The sequence below is a fragment of the Streptomyces sp. YJ-C3 genome (assembly GCF_053891275.1).
On the sequence record NZ_CM132685.1, the window covers coordinates 6,051,422 to 6,072,088 of the forward strand.

Annotated in this window: 20 protein-coding genes; 4 read left to right on the forward strand and 16 right to left on the reverse strand. The window is 71.3% G+C overall.

The features are described from left to right. Positions 1-138: 138 nt before the first annotated feature. The 14 genes from ACVHNB_RS27040 to pgsA all read right to left on the reverse strand — a co-directional run bounded on the left by ACVHNB_RS27040 (position 139) and on the right by pgsA (position 12,682). Positions 139-678 carry an adenine phosphoribosyltransferase gene (locus tag ACVHNB_RS27040; RefSeq protein WP_428955948.1) on the reverse strand — a complete coding sequence of 180 codons (540 nt, stop codon included), beginning with the start codon at positions 676-678 and terminating at the stop codon, positions 139-141. Between the two features lie 140 nt (positions 679-818). Then, complete coding sequence (secF, locus tag ACVHNB_RS27045) at positions 819-1,937, reverse strand: protein translocase subunit SecF (protein WP_428955947.1); 1,119 nt, start codon at positions 1,935-1,937, stop codon at positions 819-821. Between the two features lies 1 nt (position 1,938). Then, positions 1,939-3,726, reverse strand: coding sequence for a protein translocase subunit SecD (gene secD / locus ACVHNB_RS27050; protein ID WP_428955946.1), 1,788 nt, complete (start codon positions 3,724-3,726; stop codon positions 1,939-1,941). Positions 3,727-3,875: 149 nt separating this feature from the next. Continuing rightward, positions 3,876-4,361, reverse strand: a complete 486-nt coding sequence (yajC, locus tag ACVHNB_RS27055) for a preprotein translocase subunit YajC (protein ID WP_428955945.1) — start codon at positions 4,359-4,361, stop codon at positions 3,876-3,878. A 166-nt stretch (positions 4,362-4,527) separates the two neighbouring features. Next, positions 4,528-5,601, reverse strand: a complete 1,074-nt coding sequence (gene ruvB, locus ACVHNB_RS27060; protein ID WP_428955944.1) for a Holliday junction branch migration DNA helicase RuvB — start codon at positions 5,599-5,601, stop codon at positions 4,528-4,530. A 50-nt stretch (positions 5,602-5,651) separates the two neighbouring features. Continuing rightward, positions 5,652-6,263: a Holliday junction branch migration protein RuvA gene (gene ruvA, locus ACVHNB_RS27065; protein WP_428955943.1), complete on the reverse strand. Its 612-nt coding sequence runs from the start codon at positions 6,261-6,263 to the stop codon at positions 5,652-5,654. Beyond that, positions 6,260-6,790, reverse strand: a complete 531-nt coding sequence (gene ruvC, locus ACVHNB_RS27070) for a crossover junction endodeoxyribonuclease RuvC (protein ID WP_428955942.1) — start codon at positions 6,788-6,790, stop codon at positions 6,260-6,262. Before ruvC ends, ruvA begins: the two co-directional genes overlap by 4 nt. Positions 6,791-6,894: 104 nt before the next feature. Beyond that, on the reverse strand, positions 6,895-7,647 hold the full coding sequence (locus ACVHNB_RS27075; RefSeq protein WP_428955941.1) for a YebC/PmpR family DNA-binding transcriptional regulator: 753 nt from the start codon (positions 7,645-7,647) through the stop codon (positions 6,895-6,897). A gap of 47 nt (positions 7,648-7,694) precedes the next feature. Beyond that, positions 7,695-8,303, reverse strand: a complete 609-nt coding sequence (pdxT, locus tag ACVHNB_RS27080) for a pyridoxal 5'-phosphate synthase glutaminase subunit PdxT (RefSeq protein WP_428955940.1) — start codon at positions 8,301-8,303, stop codon at positions 7,695-7,697. A 6-nt stretch (positions 8,304-8,309) separates the two neighbouring features. Beyond that, positions 8,310-9,158 (reverse strand): pyridoxal 5'-phosphate synthase lyase subunit PdxS, encoded by an 849-nt coding sequence (pdxS, locus tag ACVHNB_RS27085; RefSeq protein ID WP_456228955.1) that lies wholly within the window; start codon positions 9,156-9,158, stop codon positions 8,310-8,312. A 192-nt stretch (positions 9,159-9,350) separates the two neighbouring features. Continuing rightward, positions 9,351-9,896, reverse strand: coding sequence for a hypothetical protein (locus ACVHNB_RS27090; RefSeq protein WP_428955938.1), 546 nt, complete (start codon positions 9,894-9,896; stop codon positions 9,351-9,353). 55 nt (positions 9,897-9,951) lie between these two features. Then, on the reverse strand, positions 9,952-11,112 hold the full coding sequence (locus tag ACVHNB_RS27095) for a glycosyltransferase family 4 protein (RefSeq protein WP_456226113.1): 1,161 nt from the start codon (positions 11,110-11,112) through the stop codon (positions 9,952-9,954). After that, the gene (locus ACVHNB_RS27100) at positions 11,109-12,023 is read right to left on the reverse strand and encodes a phosphatidylinositol mannoside acyltransferase (RefSeq protein WP_456226114.1); all 915 of its coding nucleotides are present in this window, start codon (positions 12,021-12,023) and stop codon (positions 11,109-11,111) included. Before ACVHNB_RS27100 ends, ACVHNB_RS27095 begins: the two co-directional genes overlap by 4 nt. Continuing rightward, positions 12,020-12,682, reverse strand: a complete 663-nt coding sequence (pgsA, locus tag ACVHNB_RS27105) for a phosphatidylinositol phosphate synthase (RefSeq protein ID WP_428955935.1) — start codon at positions 12,680-12,682, stop codon at positions 12,020-12,022. Before pgsA ends, ACVHNB_RS27100 begins: the two co-directional genes overlap by 4 nt. A 271-nt stretch (positions 12,683-12,953) precedes the next feature. Between pgsA and ACVHNB_RS27110 the strand changes: the two genes are divergently transcribed. Both ACVHNB_RS27110 and ACVHNB_RS27115 read left to right on the forward strand, forming a co-directional pair. Beyond that, on the forward strand, positions 12,954-15,170 hold the full coding sequence (locus ACVHNB_RS27110; protein WP_428955934.1) for an elongation factor G-like protein EF-G2: 2,217 nt from the start codon (positions 12,954-12,956) through the stop codon (positions 15,168-15,170). Positions 15,171-15,348: 178 nt separating this feature from the next. Beyond that, the gene (locus ACVHNB_RS27115; RefSeq protein WP_428955933.1) at positions 15,349-17,097 is read left to right on the forward strand and encodes a hypothetical protein; all 1,749 of its coding nucleotides are present in this window, start codon (positions 15,349-15,351) and stop codon (positions 17,095-17,097) included. Here ACVHNB_RS27115 and yczE read toward each other — a convergent pair. Then, positions 17,042-17,725, reverse strand: a complete 684-nt coding sequence (gene yczE / locus ACVHNB_RS27120) for a membrane protein YczE (protein WP_456226115.1) — start codon at positions 17,723-17,725, stop codon at positions 17,042-17,044. The genes ACVHNB_RS27115 and yczE overlap by 56 nt on opposite strands. Positions 17,726-17,836: 111 nt before the next feature. On the opposite strand from yczE, the gene yczR reads away from it, so the two are divergent. After that, entirely contained in the window at positions 17,837-19,303 is a 1,467-nt protein-coding gene (gene yczR / locus ACVHNB_RS27125) for a MocR-like transcription factor YczR (protein WP_456226116.1), read from the forward strand. Positions 19,304-19,341: 38 nt separating this feature from the next. Here yczR and ACVHNB_RS27130 read toward each other — a convergent pair whose 3' ends face one another. Then, on the reverse strand, positions 19,342-19,905 hold the full coding sequence (locus ACVHNB_RS27130; protein WP_428955930.1) for an HIT family protein: 564 nt from the start codon (positions 19,903-19,905) through the stop codon (positions 19,342-19,344). Positions 19,906-19,972: 67 nt separating this feature from the next. Here ACVHNB_RS27130 and ACVHNB_RS27135 point away from each other — a divergent pair, with 67 nt between their 5' ends. After that, positions 19,973-20,665, forward strand: a complete 693-nt coding sequence (locus tag ACVHNB_RS27135) for a potassium channel family protein (RefSeq protein ID WP_456226117.1) — start codon at positions 19,973-19,975, stop codon at positions 20,663-20,665. The last annotated feature ends 2 nt before the right edge of the window (positions 20,666-20,667 follow it).

A 20,667-nucleotide genomic window follows, 5' to 3' on the forward strand; every position in this document is an offset into this window, starting at 1 on the left:
CAGGTCCCGGAGAGCCCATGGTATCGATCCGGCGCCCGGCGAACGTATTCGGCCGTGGGACGCCTCTGTACAGGAGCAACGCAAGAGGCGGGCGCCGGATTCCTCCGGGCCCGCCTCCACGTCTGTGACCTGGCGTTTTTACACGACGAGCAGCGCGTCGAGCGGGGCGCCCTGCAGCGCGGGTTCCAGCCGCGCGCGTCCGGGCAGGAAGCCCAGCTCCATGAGGACCGCGACTCCGGCGATCTCGGAGCCCGCCCGGCGGATGAGGTGCAGGGCGGCCTCGGCGGTGCCGCCGGTGGCCAGCACGTCGTCGATGACCATGACGCGGTCGCCGGCCGACAGGTCCTCGGCGTGCACCTCGATCTCGGCGGACCCGTACTCGAGGTCGTACGACTGCGAGAGCGTCGCGCCGGGGAGCTTGCCCGCCTTGCGTACGGGGATGAAGCCGAGGCCCGCGCGGAGGGCGACGGGGGCGCCCAGAATGAAGCCGCGCGCCTCCAGGCCGACGACCTTGGTGGCGCCGTGGCGCACGCAGAGCTCGGCGAGCGCGTCGGTGAGGGCCGTGAACGCCGCGGGGTCCGCGAGGAGCGGGGTGATGTCCTTGAACAGCACGCCGGGTTCCGGATAGTCGGGAACGTCGCGGATACGGCTGAGGAGCAGTTCCTTGATGTCGGTCATTTCTGCACCTCAGGGCGTGTGTGCGGGCTTTTTTGGAGGGTTTGCGCGGTCGACAACCCTAGCAGTCGCCCCGGTCCGTGAACGACGCGGGCGCCAGGGGCCTCGACGGCTCCTGGCGCCCGTGTGGTGCGCTGTTCGGGTCAGCGGCGCTTGCCCGAGGGGCGGCCGCGGCCGCGGTTGCGGGCCGGCTGGTTGCGCGGTCCGGCACCGGCCGGGGCGGCATCCTCCGGCTCGGCCTCCAGCGCGCCGTCCGCCTGGTGGCCGACGACGGCGGCGGTCTCGGCCTGCGCCGCCGCGGAGGCCCGCTTGGCGAGCACCCGCTTCTTGAGGGCCTTCATCTTCGGGTCGCGCTCCTTGAGGTCGGCGACCAGCGGAGTGGCGATGAAGATCGACGAGTACGCACCGGCGGCCAGGCCGACGAAGAGCGACAGGGAGATGTCGTTCAGCATGCCGGCGCCGAGGAAGCCGCCGCCGATGAACAGCAGACCCGCGACGGGCAGGAGCGCGACGACCGTGGTGTTGATCGAGCGCACCAGGGTGCTGTTGATCGAGCGGTTGGCGATGTCGCTGTACGTCCAGCGGGTCTGCTTCTCGATGCCCTTCGTCTGCTCCTTGAGCGAGTCGAAGACGACGACCGTGTCGTAGAGCGAGTAACCGAGGATCGTGAGCAGACCGATCACCGTGCCCGGCGTGACCTCGAAGCCCACCAGGGCGTAGATCCCGACGGTGATGGTGATGTCGTGGATGAGGGCGACGAGTGCCGCGAGCGCCATCCGCCATTCGAACGCGATCGCCAGATAGATCACGACGAGGACCATGAAGATGGCCAGGCCCTGCCACGCCTTGTTGGCGATCGTGTCACCCCAGCTGGGGCCCACCAGGTCGGCGTTGATCTTCTCGGCGTCGATGCCCATGTCCTTGGACAGCTCGGCCGAGATCTGGTCCGACTTGCCGGTGTCGATGCCCGCGATCTGGATGCGCAGGCCGCCGGTGCCGAGCTCCTGCACGATCGCGTCGTGCCCGGAGGCCTTCTCCGCGTACTCCTCCGCCTTCGCGGCCGAGACGCTGGTCTTGGGCGTCGTGAAGACGGCGCCGCCCTCGAAGTCGATGCCCATGTTCAGGCCGCGCACCGCCAGGCCGAGGATGGCCGTGATGGTGATCAGGATCGAGACGCCGTACCAGATCTTGCGCTTGCCGATGAAGTCGTAGCCGACCTCACCGCGGTAGAGCCTGGCGCCGAGATTGCCGAGCTTCGACATCTCACGCCTCCTTCGGGTCGACAGGGCCGGCAGCGGGAGCGGTGGCACGACGGGTGGCGCGCCGGCGCAGCGGAGGCTGGGCCCCCAGGCGCTTCGGGTCGAGGCCGGACCACTTGTGTCCGCCGCTGAAGAACTTCTTGCGGGCCAGGAGCGTCATCAGCGGCTTCGTGAAGAGGAAGACGACGACCACGTCGAGCAGGGTGGTCAGGCCGAGCGTGAACGCGAAGCCCTGCACCTTGCCGACGGTCACGATGTAGAGCACCGCGGCCGCGAGGAACGACACGAAGTCGGAGACCAGGATGGTGCGACGGGCCCGGGGCCAGGCGCGCTCGACGGCGGGCCGCACCGAGCGGCCCTCGCGGATCTCGTCCCGGATCCGTTCGAAGAACACGATGAACGAGTCCGCGGTGATACCGATGGCCACGATGGCACCGCAGACGGCCGGCAGGTTCAGCGCGAAGCCGATGGCCGGGCCGAGCAGCGTCATGAGCGTGTACGTGAGGATGCCGGAGGCGACCAGCGAGGCGAGGGCGATGACCGACAGGCCCCGGTAGTAGACCACCAGGTAGATGACGACCAGGGCGAGGCCGATGGCGCCCGCGATGAGACCGGCGTGCAGCTGCTCACCGCCGAGGGCCGCGGTCACCGTGGTGACGCTCTGCTCGTGGAAGGTGAGCGGCAGGGCGCCGTACGACAGCACGTTGGCGAGGTCCTGGGCGGACTCCTGGGTGAAGCTGCCGGAGATCTCGGCGTTCTGGCTCAGGGTGGAGTTGACGCTGGGGGCGGAGACCACGTCGCCGTCGAGCACGATGGCGAACTGGTTCATCGGCGACTGCTGGTCCTTGAGCTTGCTGGTCGTCGCCGCGAACTTCTTCGAGCCGCCGCCCGTGAAGTCCATGTTGACGACCCACTGGCCGGACTGCTGGTTGATGGTCGCCTGGGCCTTCTTGACGTCCTTGCCGTTCACCTCGGAGGCGCCGAGGATGTACTTCTCCCACTGGCCCTGCGAGTCCTTGCCGCACGCGACGATGGTGTCGGTGGCCTTGGCGCCCTCGTTGACGTTCGTCCGGGCCGCCTTGTCGGTGCAGTCGAGGTCCGTGAACTTCTTCTGCAGCGCGGCGGTGGCGGGGTCGGCGGACGAGGACGCGCTCGCGGACGGCGTCGGGGACGCCTTGTCGTCGGCCTTGGCGCTCGACGACGCGCTCGGCGTGGAGTCGGCCTTCAGGCTGTCGGTGACGGCGCGGCCCTGCGAGGTCGCGGTCGCCGAGGGCGTGGCGGACGAGGAGGCCTTGTCGGTCGCCTTGTCCGTGGCCTTGTCGGTCGCCTTGCTGCCGGACGAGGCACTCGGGGACGGGCTCGTCGAGGCGGAGCCGGTCGGGGCCCCGGCGGCCACCGTCAGGACGGGGCGGAAGTAGAGCTGAGCGGTCGTGCCGACCTGCTCGCGCGCCTGCTTCTGGTTCGTGCCCCGCGGGATGTTGACGATGATGTTGTTGGCGCCCTGCGTCTGGACCTCGGCCTCGGAGACACCCATGCCGTTGACACGGCGGTTGATGATGTCCGCCGCGGTGTCCATGTTGGTCTTGTTGATCGCGTTGGGCTGGCCCGGCTCGTTCTTGGCCTCCAGCGTGATGCTGGTGCCTCCCGCGAGGTCGATGCCGAGGCGCGGCGTGAACGTACCGGAGAGGAACATCCCCCCGACGAGCGCCACCATGATGATCACGATGAGGCTCAGAGCACGGCCGGGCTTGCTCTGGGTCCCTGCCCCTCGGCTCTTTTTAGGTGTGGCCACCTTCTCGTACTCCCTCTCCATCCGTCCGGCATCGGGGATCCGTGCCCCGGACTGCTCGGACGGCCATGAAATGGTCGAGAATCCGCGCGGGTCACGCACGAACCGGAACCGCGGCGACGCAAGCGGTCGCCCCGCGGCTCCGGTCGTGACTACTTCGCGTCGGACTCGCCGTCGGTCTTCTTCGGCTCGGCGCTGTCGGCCTTGTCGGCGTCGGCGGCCACGTCGGCCTCGTCCTTCTTGCCGAGGTCGATGCGCGAGTCGTCAGCGGCGGCGGTCTCGTCGGTCTCGGTGAGGGAGGACGCGTCGTCCGGCACGACGGCGTCGTCGGTCAGCTCGTCGTCCTCGGTGGCTTCCGCGCCGTGGACGATGCGGTTGTACTCGTCATCGGAGAGCACGGCACCGATCGCGTTCTTCGCGAACATGAGGTGGACGCCGGGGCCGGCGTCCAGGAGGACCGTATCCTCGTTGACCTCCTTGACCGTGGCGTACATGCCCCCGATCGTGCGGACGCCGGAACCGGGCTGCATTTCGTTGCGCATCGTGGCGGCCTGCTGCTGCTTCTTCTTGGCCGACCGGGTCATCAGGAACATGGCCCCGATGAGCACGATGAACGGGAGGAGGGTCACGAGACTCACGGGTGGGAACTTCCTTCAGGCGACCGCGCCGGAGAGCGGCCTTGTTGGGTTTGGGGGTGCACCGTCGCCGTAAAGGCGACCGTCGGCGGAGTCTAAGCGAGTCCGCACTGTGGTAACAACGCTCAGCATGGCACCGGGGTTCCAAGCCCGGCGAGTACCCGCGCCGTCACGCCCCGAACAGGTCCTGTTGTCCGCTTGCGCCCGTTCTTCCCTGGGGCGGGGTGAGACCCAGGTGTGCCCATGCGGCGGGAGTGGCGACGCGGCCCCGGGGCGTCCGGGCCAGCAGACCCTCCCGGACCAGGAACGGCTCGGCCACCTCCTCGACCGTCTCGCGCTCCTCCCCCACCGCCACGGCGAGCGTCGACAGACCGACGGGGCCGCCGCCGAACAGCTTGAGCAGGGCCTCCAGGACGGCGCGGTCCAGCCGGTCCAGGCCACGGCCGTCCACCTCGTACACGGCGAGCGCGGCACCGGCGATGTCCCGGTCGACATGCCCGTCGGCCTTGACCTGGGCGTAGTCGCGGACGCGGCGCAGCAGACGGTTGGCGATGCGCGGGGTGCCGCGCGAGCGGCCGGCGATCTCGGCCGCTCCCGCGGGGTCGATCTCCACGTCGAGGAGGTTCGCGGAGCGGTGGATCACCCGCTCCAGCTCGGTCGGCTCGTAGAACTCCATGTGCGCGGTGAAACCGAAGCGGTCGCGCAGCGGGGGCGGCAGCAGGCCCGCGCGCGTGGTGGCGCCGACGAGGGTGAACGGAGGCAGTTCGAGCGGGATGGCGGTGGCGCCGGGGCCCTTGCCGACGATGACGTCGACGCGGAAGTCCTCCATCGCCATGTAGAGCATCTCCTCGGCGGGCCGCGACATCCGGTGGATCTCGTCGAGGAAGAGGACCTCGCCCTCCTGGAGGGAGGAGAGGATCGCGGCGAGGTCGCCGGCGTGCTGGATGGCGGGGCCCGACGTGATGCGGATCGGGGCGCCCATCTCCGCGGCGATGATCATGGAGAGGGTGGTCTTGCCGAGGCCGGGGGCGCCGGAGAGCAGGACGTGGTCGGCGGTGGCGCCGCGCGCGCGGGCGGCGCGCAGCACCAGGTCGAGCTGCTCCCTGACCTTCTCCTGGCCGATGAACTCGCCCAGGTCCTTGGGGCGCAGGGCCGCCTCGACGGCCTGGTCCTCGCGGTCGGCGACAGATCCCACCAGCCGCTCGGTGTCCGGCGCCTCGTCGGTCGTGTCGTCCCAGTTCATTGCGTGTGCCTCGCGTTGCGGTTCGAAAACGGGCGGGGTCGGGCGGTCGGCTAGCGCGTGCGGTTCAGCGTCTGCAGGGCCGCCTTGAGGAGCTGTCCGACCTGCGGTGTCCCCTCGGCGGCCTCGGCCTGCGGGGCGACGGCGGTGACGGCCTCGTCGGCCTCGCGGGTCGCGTAGCCGAGGCCGATGAGCGCGGCGTGCAGCTGCTCGCGCCAGCCGCTGGTGACGGCGGTGCCGAGGGCGGGGCCGCCGGTGCCGAGGGGCTCGCCGAGCCGGTCCTTCAGCTCCAGGAGCAGCTTCTGGGCGCCCTTCTTGCCGATGCCGGGCACGGCGGTGAGCGCCTTCTCGTCGCCGGTGGAGACGGCGCGGCGCAGGGCGTCGGGGCTGTGCACGGCGAGCATGGCCTGGGCCAGGCGCGGGCCGACGCCGCTGGCGGTCTGCAGCAGCTCGAAGGTCTGCTTCTCGTCGTCGTCCGCGAAGCCGTACAGGGTGAGCGAGTCCTCGCGTACGACGAGGGAGGTGGCGAGCTTGGCCTGCTGGCCGATGCGGAGCGTGGACAGCGTGTTCGGCGTGCACTGGAGGGCCATGCCGACGCCGCCGACCTCGACCACCGCGGCGTCGGGGGCGAGGGCGGCGACGGAGCCGCTGACGAAGGCGATCATGCGGTACGGCCTTTCGATGCGTGCAGCGCTACGGCTTGCTGCAGTCTGTTCTGCGCGGGGGCGCGCCAGATGTGGCAGATGGCGAGGGCGAGCGCGTCGGCGGCGTCGGCCGGCTTGGGCGGTGCGTCGAGTCTGAGCAGCCGGGTCACCATGGCGCCCACCTGTGCCTTGTCGGCGCGGCCGCTGCCGGTGACGGCGGCCTTGACCTCGCTGGGGGTGTGCAGGGCGACGGGGATGCCGCGGCGCGAGGCGCACAGCATGGCGACGGCGCTGGCCTGGGCGGTGCCCATCACCGTGCGCACGTTGTGCTGGCTGAACACCCGCTCCACGGCGAGGACTTCGGGGTGGTGCTCGTCGAGCCACTGCTCGATGCCCTGCTCGATGGCGACGAGGCGGTGGCCCAGCTCGGCGTCCGGGGGCGTCCGTACGACGCCGACGCCGTGCATCGTCAGGGGTCGCCCCGCGATCCCCTCGACCACACCGACACCGCACCGGGTCAGCCCCGGGTCCACGCCCAGTACGCGCACGCCTCGCCCCCACTTCCCTCGCCTGTTCGTGCAGGCTATCGGGTGCCAGTGACAAAGCGGCGGGCCGACGGGGTGTGTCCCGTCGGCCCGCCGCTGATGCCCGATCAGGCGTCGACCTTCTCCATGACCTCGTCGGAGACGTCGAAGTTGGCGAAGACGTTCTGCACGTCGTCGCTGTCCTCGAGGGCGTCGATCAGCTTGAAGATCTTGCGCGCGCCCTCTTCGTCGAGCTCGACCTGCATGGTCGGGACGAAGTTGGCGTCGGCCGAGTCGTAGTCGATGCCGGCGTCCTGGAGCGCGGTGCGCACCGCGACCAGGTCGGTGGCCTCGGAGATGACCTCGAAGGACTCGCCCAGGTCGTTGACCTCTTCGGCGCCCGCGTCGAGCACGGCACCCAGGACGTCGTCCTCGGTCAGCTCGCCCTTGGCGACGACCACGACGCCCTTGCGGTTGAACAGGTACGACACGGAGCCCGGGTCGGCCATGCTGCCGCCGTTGCGGGTCATGGCGACGCGCACGTCGGAGGCGGCGCGGTTGCGGTTGTCGGTGAGGCACTCGATGAGCACCGCGACGCCGTTCGGCCCGTAACCCTCGTACATGATCGTCTCGTAGTCGGCGCCGCCCGCCTCGAGGCCGGCGCCACGCTTGACCGCGGAGTCGATGTTCTTGTTCGGGACCGAGCTCTTCTTCGCCTTCTGGATGGCGTCGAACAGCGTCGGGTTGCCGGACACGTCGGCGCCGCCCGTGCGGGCCGCGACCTCGATGTTCTTGATCATCTTCGCGAAGAGCTTGCCGCGCTTGGCGTCGATCACGGCCTTCTTGTGCTTCGTCGTAGCCCATTTAGAGTGGCCGGACATCTGCCTGTCTCCTTCGCGTAACCAACCTCAGTACGAACGCACAGATCCTACAAGGAACCCGAAGCGTCCTTCGCCCGCACCATGTCCACGAACAAGGCGTGGATCCGGTGGTCACCCGTGAGCTCGGGGTGGAAGGACGTCGCGAGGGCACTGCCCTGGCGCACGGCGACGATGTGCCCCTCGTGCTCCGCGAGCACCTCGACGGCGCCGCCCACGGACTCCACCCACGGGGCGCGGATGAAGACGCCCTCTACAGGATCGCCCTCGACGCCCTGTACGTCGACCGCCGCTTCGAAGGACTCGTTCTGTCGCCCGAACGCGTTGCGGCGCACGATCATGTCGATGCCGCCGATGGTCTCCTGGCCCGAGCGCGGGTCGAGGATCTTGTCGGCGAGCATGATCATTCCGGCGCAGGTCCCGTATACGGGCAGACCGGCGCGCACGCGCGCGCGGAGCGGCTCCATCAGGCCGAACAGCTCGGCCAGTTTGGAGATGGTGGTCGACTCGCCGCCGGGGATGATCAGGCCGTCGACCTCGGCCAGCTCTTCGGGGCGCCGCACCGGCCTGGCCACGGCGTCGGCCGTGGCCAGGGCGATGAGGTGCTCCCGTACGTCGCCCTGGAGGGCCAGGACGCCGATGACGGGGGTGGCGTTCATACGGGCTTACCAGCCCCGGTTCGCGTAGCGCTCGGCCTCGGGCAGGGTGTCGCAGTTGATGCCGACCATGGCCTCGCCGAGGTTGCGGGACGCGTCCGCGATGATCTTGGGGTCGTCGTAGAAGGTGGTCGCCTTCACGATGGCGGCGGCGCGCTTGGCCGGGTCGCCCGACTTGAAGATGCCGGAGCCGACGAAGACGCCCTCCGCGCCGAGCTGGCGCATGAGCGCGGCGTCCGCGGGCGTGGCGACGCCACCGGCGGAGAAGAGGACCACCGGCAGCTTGCCCAGCTCGGAGACCTCCTTGACCAGCTCGTACGGGGCGCGCAGCTCCTTGGCGGCGGCGTACAGCTCGTTGTTGTCGAAGCCGCGCAGCTTGGCGATCTCGTTCTTGATCTGGCGCAGGTGGCGGACGGCCTCGACGACGTTGCCGGTGCCGGCCTCGCCCTTGGAGCGGATCATGGCCGCGCCCTCGGCGATGCGGCGCAGGGCCTCGCCCAGGTTCGTGGCGCCGCAGACGAACGGCGTGGTGAAGGCGAACTTGTCGCTGTGGTTGATCTCGTCGGCCGGGGTCAGCACCTCGGACTCGTCGATGTAGTCGACGCCGAGGGACTGCAGGACCTGGGCCTCGACGAAGTGGCCGATGCGGGACTTGGCCATCACCGGGATGGAGACGGCGCCGATGATGCCCTCGATCATGTCCGGGTCGGACATGCGGGCCACGCCGCCGTCCTTGCGGATGTCGGCCGGGACCCGCTCCAGGGCCATGACGGCGACGGCGCCCGCGTCCTCGGCGATCTTCGCCTGCTCGGGGGTGACGACGTCCATGATCACGCCGCCCTTGAGCTGCTCGGCCATGCCGCGCTTGACGCGGGCGGTACCGGTGGCGGGGGTGGCGTCGGACTGGGTGCTGGTGGACACGGGTGACCTCACTCGGTGAAGAAGGCTTGTTGCAGCACCGAGGTAACCCCTGTGGACCAGGCCACTACAAGGGCCAATGGGTAGCCGGTGGCTCCTTTTGGCTCGCGTCCCGGGTCGGCGGCGTGCGCCCTATGCGGCGGCGCGGTCGGCCAGGGCCACCGGCGGCTCGTCGTCCATCTCGAAGGCCATCGGGAACGGGGCGTGCCCGGCGAGCCGGAACCAGCGGACCTTGCGGTGGCGGCGCAGGGCGCGGGCGGCGCGGACGGCGTCGTTGTGGAAGCGGCGGGCCATGGGGACCCGGCGCACGGCCTGGGCCAGTTCCTCCGCGGCCTCCTCGCCGCCGAGGGCCTCCCGGACGGCCTCGACCTGCCCGGCCTCGCCGAAGACCGCTCTGAGCGCCTGGCTGAGCTCGCTCTCGGCGACCTCGCGATGGTCCTCCTCGGCCTGTCGGGCGGCGTGCGCGGCCTCGTAGAGGACGATCGACGCGGCCGGGTCGAGGACACCGGACGTGGCCAGTTCCTGGGCGACGGAGGCGCGGCGCAGGAGCTGCGCGTCGAGGGCGGCGCGGGCCGCGTCGATGCGGGCGTGCAGCCGGTCGAGGCGCCCCGCGGTCCAGCTCAGGTAGAGGCCGATCGCGAAGAGGGCTACGGCGATCCAGATCAGGGTGACGGTCACGGGCGGCAAGGCTACCGGTGGCGGACCCCGGCCCCGTGCGCCCCCGTGCGTCCGCTCAGTCCCTGGCCAGGCCGAACCGTGCCCGCAGTCCCGTCCGTTCGTCCGCCGCCACCGCGGCCGCGCCCTGCGCCACCGTCTCGTAGACCGAGAGGATGTCGGCCCCGACGGTCGCCCAGTCGAAGCGGCGGACGTGCTTGCTGCCGCGTTCGCGCAGTTCGGCGCGTCGCTCGGGGTCGGTGAGCAGCCGCAGCGCCGCGCCGGCGAGCGCGTCGGCGTCCTCGTTCGTGAAGAGCTCGCCGGCCGTGCCCTGGTCGAGGACCTGGGCGAAGGCGTCCAGGTCGGAGGCGAGCACCGGGGCGCCCGCCGACATCGCCTCGACGAGGATGATCCCGAAGCTCTCGCCGCCGGTGTTCGGGGCGACGTACACGTCGACGCTGCGCAGCAGACGTGCCTTGTCCTCGTCGCTGACCATGCCGAGGAACTCGACGCGCTCGCGCATCTCCTTCGGCAGCGACGCGACCGCTTCCTCCTCGTCGCCGCGTCCGGCCACCAGCAGCCGCGTCTGCGGCCGCTCCGCGAGGATCTTCGGCAACGCCTTCATCAGCACCGGGAGGCCCTTGCGGGGCTCGTCGATGCGTCCGATGAACCCGATGGTGTCGCCCTGCCACTCGGGGTGGGGCTCGGCCCGCGCGAAGAAGTCGACGTCGACGCCGTTCGGGATGACGACCGCGTCGCCGCCCAGGTGTTCCACGAGCGTACGGCGCGCGTACTCGCTCACCGCGATGCGCGCGCTGATCTTCTCCAGCGCGGGCTGCAGGATCGGGTACGCGGCGATCATGGCGCGCGAGCGGGGGTTGGAGGTGTGGAAGGTCGCGACGATGGGCCCCTGGGCCGCCCAGCACGTCAGCAGTCCGAGCGAGGGCGACGCCGGTTCGTGGATGTGGACGACGTCGAAGGTGCCGTCGTTCAGCCAGCGGCGTACGCGCGCGGCGCTCAGGAAGCCGAAGTTGAGGCGTGCGACCGAGCCGTTGTACGGCACGGGGACCGCGCGGCCCGCCGAGACGACGTAGGGCGGCAGCGGGGTCTCGTCGTCCGCCGGGGCGAGGACGGAGACCTCGTGACCCAGGGCGATGAGGTGCTCCGCCAGATCGCGGATGTGGAACTGGACGCCGCCCGGCACGTCCCAGGAGTAGGGGCAGACGATTCCGATCCTCACGCCGGCCGCTCCTCGAAGTCGTCCAGGTCGGCGAGCCACAAGCGCTGCAGCATGTGCCAGTCCTCCGGGTGGTCCGCGATCCCTGTGGCGAAGGCATCGGCCAGCGCCTGTGCCATGACAGACGTCTTCTCGGCCCGCGTACCTGTCTCCGGTACCTCGATGGGCGGGTGGACGCGGCCGCGCATGATCGGCGAGGAGTCGTACCAGAGGGTCACCGGCAGCAGCAGCGCGCCGGTCTGCTGGGCGAGCATCGCGGGTCCCGCGGGCATCCGCGTCGTCTCGCCGAAGAACTTCACCTCGACGCCCGAGGACGACAGGTCGCGGTCGGCGACCAGGCAGACGAGGCCGCCCGCGCGCAGCCGCCGGGCCAGCGTCCCGAAGGCGGCGCCGCCGGTGTGCGGCAGCACCTCCATGCCGAGTCCCTCGCGGTACGCCACGAAACGGTCGTACAGGGTCTCCGGCTTGAGGCGCTCGGCGACGGTCGTGAACGGGGTCTCCAGCTTGGTGGTGACCCAGGCGCCCGCGAGGTCGTAGTTGCCCATGTGGGGCAGGGCGAGAATGACGCCCTTGCCGGAGTCCAGGCCGTCGGTGAGGTGGTGGAGGTCCTTGGGCGAGAAGCCTTCCTTGATGCGCTCCCTGCTCCAGGCGGGGAGCCGGAAGGACTCCATCCAGTAGCGCAGGTAGGAGCGCATGCCGGCCCGGGAGAGCTCGGCGAGCTTCTGGGGCGTCGCGTCGGGGACCACCCGGGCCAGATTCGCCTCCAGGCGGAGCACGCCCTTGCCGCGCTTCTTCCACGCGGCGTCGGCGATGGTCCTGCCCAGGCGCGCCGCGACCGGCTCCGGGAGCTTCTTCACCGTGCCCCAGCCGAGTCCGTACAGCGCGTCGGTCACCCGTTCCTGAAGGCCGCTCACGAGGCGGTCTCCTCCTGGGCGGCGGCCGCCGCGTCGGCCTCGGCGGACTCGCGGCGCACGGTCACCACGCGCTGGATCAGCGTGACGAGGCTGCCCACGGCGACGATCCACAGCGCAACAGGGAGCAGGTACTGGATGCCGGGCACGCCGAACTTGTGCAGACCCGCGAAGCCGGCCGCGACCAGCGAGATGACGAGGCGCTCGGCGCGTTCCACGAGGCCGTTGACCGCGACGGGCAGGCCGATCGATTCGCCCCGTGCCTTCGTGTAGGAGACCACCTGGCCGCTGGCGAGGCAGAAGATCGCCACCGCGCACAGGACGTTGTCGTTCCCGGAGCCCGCGTACCAGAGGGCCAGACCGCCGAAGATGGCGCTGTCCGCGACCCGGTCGAGCGTGGAGTCGAGGAACGCGCCCCAGCGGCTGGAGCGGCCGAGCTGGCGCGCCATGTTGCCGTCCACGAGGTCCGAGAAGACGAACAGCGTGATGACGACCGTGCCCCAGAAGAACTCCCCGCGCGGATAGAAGACCAGCGCGCCCGCCACGACTCCGGCGGTGCCGAGGAGCGTGACCGCGTCGGGGCTGACCCCGCGGCGGATCAAGAACGAGGCGAACGGTGTGAGGACACGCGTGAAGAATGCACGCGCGTACTTGTTCAGCATGGCCTTCCCGAGGGTCGGTGCCGCGCGGCCCCTCTGGCCACCGGCTGGCCCATCGTAGCCACGCACGCACGGGAACGGCCGCCGGGCCACCACGCGCGCGTGCGATCGCGTACGACGTATGGACGCACCGTGACCCGAGTGGAAAGCTCGATGGCACCGCGGGCGTCGCCGAAGCCGCCTCCCAACACGCGGGTTCGCGTGTCCGCTTGCCGTATCTACGGCGTCCCAGCAAGGGCCACCTCACCGTGGAAGCGAACCGGGAGGCAAGGACATGGGCGACAAGGCGAACGGACACCCCGGAGCCGCCGGCAGGGCAGCAGCGGCCGACCATCCCGCGTCCGTACGGAATGTGGTGCTGGTCGGCCACAGCGGATCGGGCAAGACGACTCTGGTGGAGGCCCTCGCGCTGACCGCGGGGGCACTGAACCGGGCGGGCCGGGTCGAGGACGGCACCAGCGTCTCCGACTACGACGAGATCGAGCACCGGCAACAGCGCTCGGTCCAGCTCTCGCTCGTCCCGGTGGAATGGGGCGGATACAAGATCAATCTGCTGGACACCCCCGGCTACGCGGATTTCGTCGGGGAGCTGAGGGCCGGTCTGCGCGCCGCGGACGCGGCCCTTTTCGTCGTCTCGGCGGCGGAGGGGCCCCAGACCACCTCCGGCGCGACACGGATGGTGTGGGAGGAGTGCGCGGCCGTCGGCATGCCGCGGGCGATCGTCATCACGCACCTGGAGGCGGCGCGGGCCGACTTCGAGGAGATGACCCGGGCCTGCGCGCGGGTCTTCGGCGGCGACGACCCCGATGCCGTACTCCCCCTGTACCTGCCGCTGCACGGGCCGCAGGCGCCGGACGGGCACGCGCCGGTGACCGGACTGGTCGGGCTGCTCTCGCAGCGCCTGTTCGACTACGCGTCGGGCGAACGCAAGGAGTCGGGCCCCGGCGAGGACCAGCTGCCGCAGATCGAGGAGGCCCGCAACCGGCTCATCGAGGGCATCATCGCGGAGAGCGAGGACGAGACCCTCATGGACCGCTATCTGGGCGGCGAGGACATCGACTTCAAGACGCTGGTCGAGGACCTGGAGCGGGCCGTCGCCCGCGGCGTCTTCCACCCGGTCCTCGCGGCGGCTCCGGCGGCGGAGGGCGCCCGGCAGGGCATCGGCACGGTCGAGCTCCTCGATCTGATCACGGGCGGTTTCCCGACGCCCCTGGAGCGCGAGGCGCCTGCGGTGAGCACGCCCGGCGGCGAGGCGCGGCCGCTCCGGGCCTGCGATCCGGACGGCCCGCTGGTGGCGGAGGTCGTGAAGACCGCGTCCGACCCCTACGTGGGACGGGTCTCCCTCGTACGGGTCTTCTCGGGCACGCTGCGGCCGGACGAGACGGTGCACGTGTCCGGGCACGGGCTGGCGGACCGGGCGCGCGGGGACCGCGCCCTGCACGAGGCGGACGAGCGGATCGGTGCCCTGTCGGCGCCGTTCGGCAAACAGCAGCGCACCCTCACGCACTGCATCGCCGGCGATCTGGCCTGCGTGGCGAAGCTGAACCGGGCGGAGACCGGCGACACCCTCTCGGCGAAGGACGACCCCCTCCTGATGGCGCCGTGGGACATGCCGGATCCGCTGTTGCCGCTCGCGATCCAGGCGCACAGCAAGGCCGACGAGGACAAGTTGTCGCAGGGCCTGTCCCGGCTCGTCGCGGAGGACCCGACGATGCGGCTCGAGCAGAACCAGGACACCCATCAGGTGGTCCTGTGGTGTCTGGGCGAGGCGCACGCGGACGTGGCCCTGGAGCGGCTGCGCAGCCGGTACGGGGTGCAGGTCGACGTCATCGCGCACCGGGTGTCGCTGCGCGAGACGTTCGCGGGCCGGTCGGCGGGGCGGGGCCGGCACGTGAAGCAGTCCGGCGGGCACGGGCAGTACGCGATCTGCGAGATCGAGGTGGAGCCGCTGCCCGGCGGATCCGGTATCGAGTTCGTGGACAAGGTCGTCGGCGGCGCGGTGCCGCGGCAGTTCATCCCGTCCGTCGAGAAGGGCGTACGGGCGCAGGCGGCGCGGGGGGTCGCGGCCGGGTACCCGCTCATCGACGTCCGGGTGACGCTGCTCGACGGCAAGGCGCACTCGGTGGATTCGTCCGACGCGGCGTTCCAGACGGCCGGCGCGCTGGCGCTGCGGGAGGCGGCGGCCGACGCCCGGATCCATCTCCTGGAGCCGGTGGCCGAGGTGCAGGTGCTGGTCGGCGACGACTACGTGGGCGCTGTCATGAGCGATCTGTCCGGGCGCCGCGGCCGCGTCGTCGGGACCGAACAGACGCAGGGCGGGCGCACCCTCGTACGGGCCGAGGTGCCGGAGATCGAGATCGGGCGGTACGCGGTGGATCTGCGGTCGCTGTCGCACGGGACGGCGCGGTTCGACCGCAGTTACGCGCGGCACGAGCCGATGCCGGCGCAGCTGAGCGAGAGGATCCGTGAACAGGCCCAGGACACCGCGTAGTTGAGAAGGGTTCACAAGGGAGGCGTAACGGCCACCGCCGACATCCCGCTTGTCGGAGCGGATGTCGGCGGTGGCCGTTACGCTGGTCGACGATCAGCCGGATCAGGACGATCAACTGATCAACAGGTGTGCGGGGCAGGGAAGTCGGGAAAAGCCGCAGCAGCGACGATGTGCGGTGATGGGGGCGGCAGTGGCGGACGACGCATTCGATTTCAGGCCTGGCGCGCAGGTCCCGCTCCAGGGGTCCGCGGGACAGACGGCGGCGACCTTCGCCATCGCGTCGGCCGCCTACCGCGACGACCCGGCGGTGAAGATCGAGGACGCCAACAACGAGTGGCACAAGTCCGAGGTGAAGAAGGGGCGATGGTCCCTGTTCGCGCCGAATCTGGGTGAGGCGTTCTCGCGCGCGGTGCAGGTGCGGATGCTGGGCGGCGGGCGCAAGCCGCTCATCCAGTCGTTCGGTACGGAGCCCCAGGTCATCGTCGAGCACTGTCTGGCCGCCAACCGGATCCGGCGCGAGCGGGACAGGCGGCTGACGCTGGTGACCGTGGTGTTCGGCTTCCTGTTCCTGCCCGGATTCCTGCTGTGGCTGGCCGCTTTCCAGATCCGCCGCACGAACAACAACAGGGTGGCGCTGGCGGAGAAGGTGGTCCAGGAGTCCGCCGGCAAGCCGACCGAGGTGCAGAGCGCGGCGAAGAAGGCCGAGCGCAAGGCGCGCAGCCGGGCCGCGCTGGCGACGGCGGCGATGGCCGCGGTCGGCGTCGCCATCGTGATCCTGCTCGTCAAGCTGCCGTTCGACGGCTTCTGGGCCTGGTATCTGCGGGCCTCGTTCGTGGCCCCGCTCATCGGCGGGTTCCTGGCCCGGCGGATCTGCGAGCACAGCGCTCAGGACCTGCGCGACCGGTGGGACGGGCTGCTCTCCGGCGGCGGCATCGGCGCGAAGATCCCGGAGGCGGTGCCCGGCAGCCCGGGCGAGACCGCGGCCGAGCAGCTGCGCCAGAGCCTGGCCAAGCTCTCGGCGGAGCAGCAGTCGAACACGGTCTTCTACGCGGGCCCCAAGGGCATCCTCGGCATGGGCACCCGCTGGGGCAGCTGGCAGCTCGCCGAGGACCTGGTGTCGGGCGAGAAGGACAAGGAGATCCACCCCTTCCGCAGCTGGGACGTCATCCGTGCGATCCACGACCAGCTGCGGCTCATCGAGCGGGGGCCGCTGCACACGGGCGGGTTCCCGACCCCGACGATGAAGCACTGGATCGTCACGCCGATCGGGGAGAACGCGAAGCAGGTGGCCCGCCCCTCGGGCGAGGACGTCGACGCGTTCCAGATCAAGCAGCACGAGATACAGCGGATCTGCAACGAGCAGCAGTTCGGCAGCGGTGACCGCCACTACCTGGGGGTCCAGTTCACGCTCTGGGACGGCCAGTTGGTCATCACGATGCTGATCACGGTGACCGTGCTGCACGAGACGCTGCGCATCGAGGTGACGGGGCACGCGCTCGGTCCGGTCAATTCGCTGTTCACGTCGAAGCCGGAGCCGAAGACCGTGGAGATCGCCAAGTCCGTACGGTTCTGGGAGACCACGGAGAAGACGCTCCCGCTCATCGACGCGGACGAGGTCGTCCGTATCGCGGTCCGCGCTCCCTTCACCTGGTACCCGCCGCTCCTCGACCACCTGGGCGGCAAGCTCGTGCTGCCCGAGCCGTTCGGTCTGCGTCACGTCTGGGCGGACCAGCCCTGGCGGCACCGCTTCATGGCGGACGACGCGCTGCGCACCGCGACCCCGGTGCTGCGGGTGGTGCACGCCGCGGCCATCGGCGTGCTGGAGGACCACGGCGTGGACACGGAGAAGTTCGGCAACCGCTCGGGCGTGCTCAGCGGCCTGGTCCAGGATCCGGCGCCGCGGAAGGCCGACGTGTACGACGCGTAGGCGCGGGCGCGGGGTCCCGGTCCGCCCGGTACGCGCACCACGGCAGGCAGTACTGGGTGACGGCCCCCACCGTCACCGCGTACAGGACCGTGCCGGGGCCCACGGATCCGCCCAGCAGCCAGCCCGCCGCCAGGACCACGATCTCGATGGCGGTGCGCACGAGACGCAGGGAGCGGCCCGTGGCGGCCGTGAGTGCGGTCATCAGTCCGTCGCGGGGACCGGGGCCGCAGCGGGCGCCGACGTAGACGGCGACGGAGAGCCCGTTGAGCAGGATGCCGGTGGCGAGCAGGGCGCCGCGGACCGGCGGCGCGGGATGGTCGGGGAGCAGCCACAGGCCGAGGTCAGAGGACCAGCCGACGGTGAGGATGTTGGCGTACGTGCCGAGGGTCGGGCGCTGCCGCAGCGGGATCCACAGCAGCAGGACGGCCGCGCCGACCAGCGTCGTGAGAGTACCGAAGCTGAGTGAGGTGTGCCGGGCCAGGCCTTCGTTGAGGACGCTCCACGGGCTGAGGCCCAGGCCCGACCGGACCATCAGGGCGAGGCTGATCCCGTACAGGGCCAGGCCCACGAAAAGCTGGGGCAGGCGGCGCGCGGGGTGTTCGCGCAGCGGGACGTACGTGAGCGGCATGGGGTGACTCCGGGGACGGGCGCCCCGCACCGGGGCACTTTCAAGGCCAATCCCGTCACTCTGTAGATTGACCGGCCCGGATCACACGGCCAATTGCGGGAGAGTGGTTTTGTGGAGATCGCCGACGGCCGGCGCGCGGGGACGCCCCGCACCGTGGGTGCCCGGCAGCTCGCCGCGCTGCTCCCCGATCCCGCGCGGGCGCGTCCCGCCTACCGTCATCTCGCGCACGCCATCGGCGAGTTGATCCTCGACGGACGGCTCGCCCTGCACCTCCGGCTGCCCGCCGAGCGGGAGCTGGCCGGCGCGCTCGGCGTCAGCCGGACGACCGTCACGGCGCTGTACGACCTGCTGCGCGAGAACGGGTTCGCGCACAGCCGCCGGGGCTCCGGCACCTGGACGTCCCTGCCGCAGGGCCGCGCCGCGAAGGGCGTCAGCCGGCTGCTCGCGCCGCAGGACGCCGCGATCGACCTGGCCAGGGCCGCGCCGACGCTGCCCGGCCGGACGCTCGCCGACGCCCTCGCCGAGGTCACGCCGCGGCTGGCCGGGCACGCGGACGGCCCGGGCTACCACCCGTACGGGCTCCCGGAGTTGCGGTCGGCGCTCGCGGCCCGGTTCACGGCCCGCGGCCTGGCCACGACGCCCGAGCAGATCCTGGTGACCGCCGGTGCGCAGCACGCGCTCAGTCTGGTCCTGGGCCTGCTCGCCGGCCCGGGCGACCGGATCATGGTCGAGAACCCGTCGTACCCGAACGCCCTGGAGGCGATGCGCCGCGCCCGGCTGCGCCCCGTGTCCGTACCGGTGACGGACGACAGCGGCTGGGACCTCGGGATCATGGAGTCGACGCTGCGCCGCTCGGTGCCCCGGCTCGCCTATCTGATCCCGGACTTCCACAATCCGACCGGTGCTCTGATGCCGGCGGCCGAGCGGGCCGGGATCCTGGGCGCGGCCGGTCGCAGCGGCACGTGGCTGATCGTCGACGAGACCCTCGCCGAGCTCGCGCTGGACACCACTCCCCCGGCGCCGTTCGCCGCGCACGGCCCGGCCGCCCAGGTCGTCACGGTCGGTTCGATGAGCAAGACGCACTGGGCGGGCCTGCGCATCGGCTGGCTGCGCGCTCCCGCCCGGCTCGTCACGGAGCTGGCGGCGCAGCGGGTGGCGACCGACATGGGCGGTTCCGTGGTGGACCAGCTCCTGGCGCTCTCCCTGCTGGCCCGCCAGGGCGATGCGCCGGCCGACCGGCTCGCCCGGCTGCGTGCCCAACGCGCCGCGCTCGCCGAGGCGTTGAGGCAGCACGTCCCGCACTGGACGTGGCGGACGCCGCCCGGCGGGCTGTCCTTCTGGGTCGACCTGGGCGCGAGCGTCGCGTCGGAGTTCGCCGAGCGCGCGCTCGCCCACGGTGTACGGATCGAGAGCGGCGCGTACTTCGCCGCGGACCCGGGCCTGTTCGAGCACCGGCTGCGCATCCCGTACACGCTGCCCGAGGAGACGCTGCGCGAGGCGGTGCAGCGGATGGCCCGCGCCGAGGCCGAGGGGCCCCGGGCGGCGGCCTCAGGTGCGCGGCAGCACTGGATCGCCTGACGCCGCCGGGCCCGCGGAGCCGGTGTCAGGCGCGCTCCTCAGGCGCTCGGCCAGGCCTTGGCCAGCGCGGTGCGCGTGTCCCCGAGCAGCTGCGGCAGCACCTTCGTGTGGCCGACGACCGGCATGAAGTTCGTGTCGCCGCCCCAGCGCGGGACGATGTGCTGGTGCAGGTGGGCGGCGATACCGGCCCCCGCGACGGCGCCCTGGTTCATCCCGATGTTGAAGCCGTGCGCCCCGGACGCGGAGCGCAGCGCGGTCATCGCGAGCTTGGTGAACACGGCGAGCTCGGCGGTCTCCGCCTCGTCGAGGTCCGTGTAGTCGGCGACGTGCCGGTAGGGCAGCACCATCAGGTGCCCGCCGTTGTACGGGTACAGGTTGAGGATCGCGAAGACCCGCTCGCCGCGGGCGACGATCAGGGCGTCCTCGTCGGATTTGCCGGGAGCGGCGCAGAAGGGACAGCCGTCGTCGGCCCCGGGGCCCGTCGGCTTGCCCTCGCCCTGGATGTACGCCATGCGGTGCGGGGTCCACAGACGCCCGAATCCGTCCGGCTCACCCACAGGACCGATCTGCTGCTCCGGCTCACTCGTCATGAAGTGCAGCATATGGCGTCACCTCGGCAGGGCGTGTCGGCGGGGGCCGCCCCTGCCCGGCAGGGGCGATGCTGTCCGGATGACCGACAGTCCTCTCGCCCGCTGGGAGCGGCACAACGGCGTCGTCCTCGCCGTGGCCTCCCTGCTCTACCTCGCTTCGTACGCGATCCGGGTGCTCGGCCACGGCCTGCCGAACGCGGTACGGGACCTGTGCCTGGCGGTGACGTTCGCGGCGTGGGCCGTGTTCCTCGTGGATTACGCGGTGCGCCTGCGGCTGAGCGGGCAGCGCCTGCATCGCTTCCTGCGCACCCACTGGCTGGACACCGTGGTCCTGCTGCTGCCCCTGCTGCGTCCGGTCCGGATCGTGCAGGCCTACGAGACGGTGCAGCGCCACCACGACCAGCCGCGGCTCGCCCTGCACGCCCGGGTGATCACGTACGCGGGCGTCTCGGTGACGCTGCTCGGCTTCGCGGGGTCGCTCGCCCTGTACCAGCAGGAGCACGCGGCGCCGGGCGCGGACATCGTCACGTACGGCGACTCGGTGTGGTTCACCTGCACGACCCTGTCGACGGTGGGCTACGGCGATCTGGCGCCGGTGACCCCGCTCGGCCGGCTGGTGTCGGTGGGCGTGATGGCCTGTGGGCTGGCCCTGCTCGGCGCGGTGACCGGCACGTTCTCGTCGTGGCTGCTGCAGGTCTTCGCGCGGGAAGGGGAGAGGCCCCCGGAGAGCTCGGAAAGCTCTTCGGGGGCCTCTCGCCACGACGGTGACTGACG

Excerpts from the sequence above, each read along its gene's own strand:
- ACVHNB_RS27040 (WP_428955948.1), bottom strand. The coding sequence starts at position 678 with ATGACCGACATCAAGGAACTGCTCCTCAGCCGTATCCGCGACGTTCCC.
- secF (WP_428955947.1), bottom strand. The coding sequence starts at position 1,937 with ATGTCGAAGCTCGGCAATCTCGGCGCCAGGCTCTACCGCGGTGAGGTC.
- ruvB (WP_428955944.1), bottom strand. The coding sequence starts at position 5,601 with ATGAACTGGGACGACACGACCGACGAGGCGCCGGACACCGAGCGGCTG.
- ruvA (WP_428955943.1), bottom strand. The coding sequence starts at position 6,263 with ATGATCGCCTTCGTCAGCGGCTCCGTCGCCGCCCTCGCCCCCGACGCC.
- ACVHNB_RS27075 (WP_428955941.1), bottom strand. The coding sequence starts at position 7,647 with ATGTCCGGCCACTCTAAATGGGCTACGACGAAGCACAAGAAGGCCGTG.
- pdxT (WP_428955940.1), bottom strand. The coding sequence starts at position 8,303 with ATGAACGCCACCCCCGTCATCGGCGTCCTGGCCCTCCAGGGCGACGTA.
- pdxS (WP_456228955.1), bottom strand. The coding sequence starts at position 9,158 with ATGGCCGAGCAGCTCAAGGGCGGCGTGATCATGGACGTCGTCACCCCC.
- pgsA (WP_428955935.1), bottom strand. The coding sequence starts at position 12,682 with ATGCTGAACAAGTACGCGCGTGCATTCTTCACGCGTGTCCTCACACCG.
- ACVHNB_RS27110 (WP_428955934.1), top strand. The coding sequence starts at position 12,954 with ATGGGCGACAAGGCGAACGGACACCCCGGAGCCGCCGGCAGGGCAGCA.
- ACVHNB_RS27115 (WP_428955933.1), top strand. The coding sequence starts at position 15,349 with ATGGGGGCGGCAGTGGCGGACGACGCATTCGATTTCAGGCCTGGCGCG.
- yczE (WP_456226115.1), bottom strand. The coding sequence starts at position 17,725 with ATGCCGCTCACGTACGTCCCGCTGCGCGAACACCCCGCGCGCCGCCTG.
- ACVHNB_RS27130 (WP_428955930.1), bottom strand. The coding sequence starts at position 19,905 with ATGCTGCACTTCATGACGAGTGAGCCGGAGCAGCAGATCGGTCCTGTG.
- ACVHNB_RS27135 (WP_456226117.1), top strand. The coding sequence starts at position 19,973 with ATGACCGACAGTCCTCTCGCCCGCTGGGAGCGGCACAACGGCGTCGTC.